This is a genomic window from uncultured Gimesia sp. (assembly GCF_937910335.1).
Classification (GTDB): Bacteria; Planctomycetota; Planctomycetia; order Planctomycetales; family Planctomycetaceae; genus Gimesia.
In genome coordinates this window covers 1-5,581 of the sequence record NZ_CALEMX010000385.1, presented here as the reverse complement: position 1 = coordinate 5,581, position 5,581 = coordinate 1, and the positions used below count along the sequence as shown (strand labels likewise).

General features: G+C 45.9%; 6 protein-coding genes and 1 pseudogene. 4 read left to right on the top strand and 3 right to left on the bottom strand.

Annotated elements, in window-relative coordinates; all coding sequences use genetic code 11:
• From Q0668_RS15300 to Q0668_RS15285, 4 genes are all read left to right on the top strand, one after another.
• Nucleotides 1-270: hypothetical protein (locus Q0668_RS15300; RefSeq protein ID WP_298866202.1), on the top strand; the 270-nt coding region annotated here is incomplete at its 5' end.
• Nucleotides 271-739: 469 nt separating this feature from the next.
• Nucleotides 740-2,071: a Gfo/Idh/MocA family oxidoreductase gene (locus Q0668_RS15295; protein WP_298866200.1), complete on the top strand. Its 1,332-nt coding sequence runs from the start codon at nucleotides 740-742 to the stop codon at nucleotides 2,069-2,071.
• Nucleotides 2,072-2,120: 49 nt separating this feature from the next.
• The gene (locus Q0668_RS15290) at nucleotides 2,121-2,744 is read left to right on the top strand and encodes a hypothetical protein (protein WP_298866198.1); all 624 of its coding nucleotides are present in this window, start codon (nucleotides 2,121-2,123) and stop codon (nucleotides 2,742-2,744) included.
• A gap of 190 nt (nucleotides 2,745-2,934) precedes the next feature.
• Nucleotides 2,935-3,138, top strand: coding sequence for a hypothetical protein (locus Q0668_RS15285; protein WP_298866196.1), 204 nt, complete (start codon nucleotides 2,935-2,937; stop codon nucleotides 3,136-3,138).
• A 281-nt stretch (nucleotides 3,139-3,419) separates the two neighbouring features.
• Here Q0668_RS15285 and Q0668_RS15280 read toward each other — a convergent pair.
• From Q0668_RS15280 to Q0668_RS15270, 3 genes and pseudogenes are all read right to left on the bottom strand, one after another.
• Nucleotides 3,420-3,515 (bottom strand): annotated as a pseudogene (locus tag Q0668_RS15280) (IS110 family transposase); the annotation flags it as partial.
• Nucleotides 3,516-3,566: 51 nt separating this feature from the next.
• The gene (locus Q0668_RS15275) at nucleotides 3,567-4,436 is read right to left on the bottom strand and encodes a hypothetical protein (RefSeq protein WP_298866194.1); all 870 of its coding nucleotides are present in this window, start codon (nucleotides 4,434-4,436) and stop codon (nucleotides 3,567-3,569) included.
• A 15-nt stretch (nucleotides 4,437-4,451) separates the two neighbouring features.
• A partial coding sequence (locus Q0668_RS15270) for a hypothetical protein (RefSeq protein ID WP_298866192.1) occupies nucleotides 4,452-5,581 on the bottom strand: 1,130 nt, incomplete at its 5' end.

Here is a 5,581-nt window from a genome sequence, read left to right as displayed (position 1 = left end):
AACCGCGAAGTGAAACCACAATACATGAATTATTCTTTGGTAACAGAGGGTGGTCTGGTGATATCAGGCATGATTTCGAACGAGAGTGTTAACAGTATCACTATACGAAAACCGGATGGAACCGAGTCAACGATTCTACGCATCAATATCGACGAGCTTCGTAGTTCAGGACTTTCATTCATGCCAGAAGGTCTGGAAAAACAGGTCGACGAGCAGGCAATGGCCCATCTCATATCCTATCTAATGAGTCAGAAGTCCGCTAAAAAATAATAGTTAATAATTTTCTGGATCTGAAGACAATCGTTTCTATCACCATGCATTGGTTAAGCTTCTCATAGGCCTGTTTTTCAGGGCCATTTACTTCAACCATGCTTTGGCAATATTTTGCTTTTGCATAGATGAAGCGTTCGGACTCACTGAAATGGGTGCAGACCTTCTGGCCGATTCAGGCTAGGTACTTAGACATGGGCGCGATGTTGAAATAGGAAGCGAAATAGGCCTCGAGTGGATTCAGGCTTAATCCAATAGGAAATCGAAGGCTGACAGGTTTTGAAAGATTCATGGATTTCAATCATACCTAGATTCAGAACGAATTTCGAATTTGCTGACACTTCGTCACGCTAACTCAATTGACGTATCGCGGACCGTTTATGTTATAATCGGAATTCTACCCAAAATCATAAACCGGCTCTGACCCAAAATACTTCCCACTCAAAAACTCATCAGGAAACCCGCAATCATGACATCCAACTCAGATACCACCCGCCGAGATTTTTTGAAAACATCCGTCGCAGCCGCGTCCGCTTTCGCCGCACCAGCAATTGTCCGCGGACAAAATTTGAACTCGCAATTGCAGTTTGCAGGCATCGGCACCGATGGCAAAGGGTATTCCGACATCAAGCTCATCGCCAGCCACGATAAAGTGAAATGTGTCGCCTTTTGCGATGTCGATTTGTCGCGGACGGCAAAAGTCAAGCCTTTGGCCCCCGAGGCTCCTGTCTACCAAGACTACAAAAAAATGCTAGATGAGCTGGGTGATAAAATCGACGCCGTCTCGGTTTCAACCCCCGACCATACTCACGCCATCATCAGCATCGATGCTATGCAACGCGGTAAACATGTTTACTGTCAGAAACCGCTGACGCGCACGGTTTGGGAAGCCCGTCAAATGCGACTGCAAGCAAAAAAATCGGGCGTCATCACGCGGATGGGAAACCAAATCCATTCGCACTCGGCTTATCGCACCGCAGCGAAAGCGATTCAAGATGGGACCATCGGAAAGGTGAAGGCCATACATTCCTGGGTTGGCACCACCGGGCATGGACGTAGCGGTTTGCTCGACAGGCCTGCGAAAAATGGAGCGATGCCGAAATCGCTCGATTGGAACCTCTGGATCAGCGTTGCCCCCATGCGTCCTTACGGCGGAAACCGAGTTTACCATCCCTTTACTTGGAGAGACTGGCAGGACTTCGGCTCCGGAGCCATCGGCGATTTCGGCTGCCATTTACTCGACCCGGTGTACACGGCCCTCAAAATCACTGGCGACCCGCTGAGCGTGCGCTCGGAACACACCGGCATGAACGATGAAGTATGGCCCGCCCAGGAAACTATTCAATACGTCATTCCCGGCACACAGTATACGGCCAGTCGCAGCCTGCCGATTACCTGGTACGATGGCGGACGGCGGCCAAGTAATGGAATCGCCAAACTTTTACCCGGCCAATCTCTGCCGGGTGGAGGCTCGATTTTCGTCGGTGAAAAAGGCAATATGATTCTACCACATTACAGCCAGCCGTTTGTAAACATCGAAGGTGTTAAAATAGAACCGGTGGAAAGCCTCGACCATTATCACGGCTGGGTCGATGGTTGTCTGTCTGGAAAACAGCCCAGCGACGGGTTTGAATACGGAGGCCATCTGACCGAAGCCGTGCAATTAGGAAATGTTGCCGCGTTCTTCCCGGGCGAAACCCTCGAATTCGATGGCAAAGCTCTCAAATTCACAAACAACTCGGCTGCCAACAAATACTTGACGCGGGACTACCGCACCGGCTTCGAAATCGCCTCGATTTAGACTCCCGCATTCCTCATGATTGAAAACCTCTTGTATGCAGGCTATTGATATGCGCCGTTTTACAGTTTTTCTTGCCATTCTGTCAGTTACGAACACCGTGTTGGCTGCCGATTCGGAGTTGGCGAAGCACATCATTGTTCCGGCCGGTTGGAAGGGGGAGCAAATTTCGCTGCCCCCTTCATTTGCCAAAGAAATGCAGTTCAATGGGATCGAAGAAGCCCGGTTTTCGCCGGGCATGTTTCAGGAAAAATCGGAGACGTTTTTCTCCTACTTTTTCGTATTTAAAATTGATCCCGGCAGTGAACTAACACAAAAAAACATCGAACGTGAGTTACTCACGTACTATCAAGGTCTGTCTCGTGCCATCTTCAACAGCCGAAAAAAGAAAATCGATACCAGCCAGTTTACCTGCAAACTGACAAAAGTCATACCGGTCGATCCCCAAAAGATTTACCCCCAGGGGCTCACAGAATATTCGGCAACGGTCAATTGGACTGAACCGTTTGTCATCCAGAAACCGCAAACGCTGAATCTTATAATTCAGGCCTGGACAGGCAAAACAACCAAGCACGGCTATCTGTTCGTCTGCGTTTCGCCGCAAGATATTAAAACCAATATCTGGCAGTCGATGCGAAACATTCGCGGCACTTTTTACCGCAATCTGCAGAAGTAACTCTTCTCAATGAACAGTGCTCAGCTCCCCTCGGTTCCGAAGACTGTAGAAGATTTCAGCATGCTTTACTTATGTTTTAATAACGCGTATTAGTGGGGAGGAATGAAATAAGGCCTTCGTCAGAGTGACAAAGGCCTTGAAAATATAAGTGATGGTTTTGATTTGGCTTAAGAAGAAGTACACCCGGAGGGTGTCTCAGCCACTCGGTAAAAATAGGGGTGAAAACGCAAATCGCACATTGGGGGACCTATCGGGGGTCCCATTGACCGATGAGCTGTTCGAATTGCTACAGCTTTGGGAAAAACTCAGTGATGAGCGAAAAGAATTATTACTGACCGGGCTTCGAGCAGCGGTTCGAGACGCCCCTGCGACTCGATACCGGTCTGAAGACTAACCGGGCGTAGTTCAGTCGCCGAAAAACTGCAATTTCGGTCCGGATTGTTAAATAAATCGGGTTCAGCGTGTCACTATGCTTAGTTTCAGATCCCGCCTTCAATCTCTTCCAACGCTGATCTTATTGGCCTGTACTAGTTTGGTCTGGTTGTGAAAAGTTTCCGATACTCACTTAAGTTCTTTTCTTCAATGATAATGCGATTATTGTTGGTTGCCTTGAATAAGAGCGGAATTAGCCTGTATATTCAAGGCTGCCTTGAGTATAGAAAGATGTTTAAACCGTGCAATCTGTTTTTGGTTCAGACTCCCCAGTTCTGGCAACCCTGCAATCAGCAGGGCCGCTGTAATCTCTCCGACACCTGGAACTGATTGATGTATCGCTGAGCGTTCCTGAGCCTGCTCATCAGCGGCGATCAGTTGCTTCAGTTCCTATTCTGGAATAACTAAGATTTCCTTTAGCACGCTCTGAAATTTCTGAATGTCAAATTCGGGACGAAAAAGGGTATGCTCACGAAGTCGTATTATACCGAGATCGAATTCTTTATCGAAACTATTAGATACGATCTGACGGGCTCGTTTTACTCGCTTGTCCTGATTGTATGAATTCCCCAAGGCCAGAGCCTCTTCATATTCAGACTCATTCATCATGCCAACGGTCCGATAAAGGTCCATCGCATGATGGCGGCCATCATCTTTTTCGGGATCATTTTTACGATCATCAAATGCAAAGAGTTTCATCATCAGATAAGTAAAAGGATGAGGAATATAAATCGTACTTCTTTTCTCTTTGCCATCCGAACATTGTCCCTGTATCTGAATAGCGATGGAGCGAGTATCCACTTCTATAGCCTCATCCGTATGTCGAGCATGAAATCTTAGTTCGCCGCTTGGGGCTTTCGGACGAATGCGTGGTAATCCATTTGTGTGTAGTTGTTCAGAAAAATTGCCTAATGGGCCGCACAGGATATCAATTTTTACTTGTCCGCCATCAGCCTTGTTCTGAACCCATTGAAAATACTTGGCTTTCTCGATTGGCGTAAATCCTAGTTTTTCTATTTCTTGTCTCATGGCTTTAACTTTATCTACATTAACGAGAACTTCCATTCCGATAAACAGGTCTATGTCATTAGTGGCTCTAGGTTCTGGAAGTTGTTGTATTAAAGTTTGTTCATTTGACTCTCTGAGTTGTTCCTGTCGAAGGTATAGTCCAAATCCGCCACCGATGATCAATGGGACTTTGTCACCGATCACACGATCAAGGTCAAGCAGAGTTGTCTTTAGTGTCTGTAGAGCATTCATTTGGTTCTCTTATTACTATATTAAGTCATTAAGGATACTTTCGCGTACCTGCTCTGCTGTCTCACGTTCACGTTTCTCGCCAGTATTGAGTTCAAGAAATGTTTGCAATGGAGAAGCATTGATGCTGTTTCTAATGTCGAAATACACTGTTGGTTCGTCAGTTTCATATATTTGGATATTAGGAAATCGATCATTCTCACGAACCGATTCTCCAAGATATTTCAATAAACTTGCTAAATCCGTGCAATAGTATTGTTGGATTGGTTCTCGAGCCATTGTGGCATAGCTGTCTGATGATGAACTGCCAGTTAGCACAATAGATTCAGATGAATCTTGTTTCCAATTTTGAATTAATGATTGAAATTTCATTTCATCAAGGGACAACTTACCAATAAACTGTTGTTGAATCACCGGAGCTTCAAATTTCTCAGCCAAGCGATCCAGGAGTTTCTCTGGTTGCAACAGACGAAGTTTTGTTGCCCGTCCCTGTTTCTTGCGTTCAAGAATCAATTCATCCACCAAGGCTGAACTGACTTTAGATATTGTGGGAAGGGTAACTTCACCGCCGCGGTTTACTATTTCTTCTAGTAACTCCTGCGAAGTCTCATATTCTGGCCGGAGTAGAAATGTGCGTGCGACGATCGAGCTTGTGCCTCGATATACATTACGAATTGGGCTACTGCTGGGATACTTATTGGGGTTCCCGCTGCGATAGAGGAGTAACCTACCGGGGGCAACGATCACGCTGTTTCCACATAAGTCGATACCACTAACACATAGTTCTTCCAGAACTTCGAGTTGCTCTTCTGACAGATACGGAGTCAGGATTAACGGATAGACTTTGAGTTGCTCAGCTGATTTTTTGACCCGCTTTATCGCTTCTTGAATCGACTTTGGATTAAATGGAAGCTGGGTTTCCACCACGAAACGGATACGTTTTTTCTCCCATATTGCATCGACCATGGCATCGACTATCTCGTTAGTTCCCTCAATTTGCTTTTCTGTTTCAGTGATTTGGAACTGTACCCCAGGAAAAATACGCTGGGTATCCTGGATATAATCCAGAAGCATTTTTTTAGTTAATAATTTCTTGTTTGTGATCATTTTCCCGGCCGAGAAATAGTTATTTATAGGAAATATTTTCG

Coding starts and splice junctions, on each gene's coding strand:
- Q0668_RS15295 (WP_298866200.1), top strand. CDS start 740: ATGACATCCAACTCAGATACCACCCGCCGAGATTTTTTGAAAACATCC.
- Q0668_RS15290 (WP_298866198.1), top strand. CDS start 2,121: ATGCGCCGTTTTACAGTTTTTCTTGCCATTCTGTCAGTTACGAACACC.
- Q0668_RS15275 (WP_298866194.1), bottom strand. CDS start 4,436: ATGAATGCTCTACAGACACTAAAGACAACTCTGCTTGACCTTGATCGT.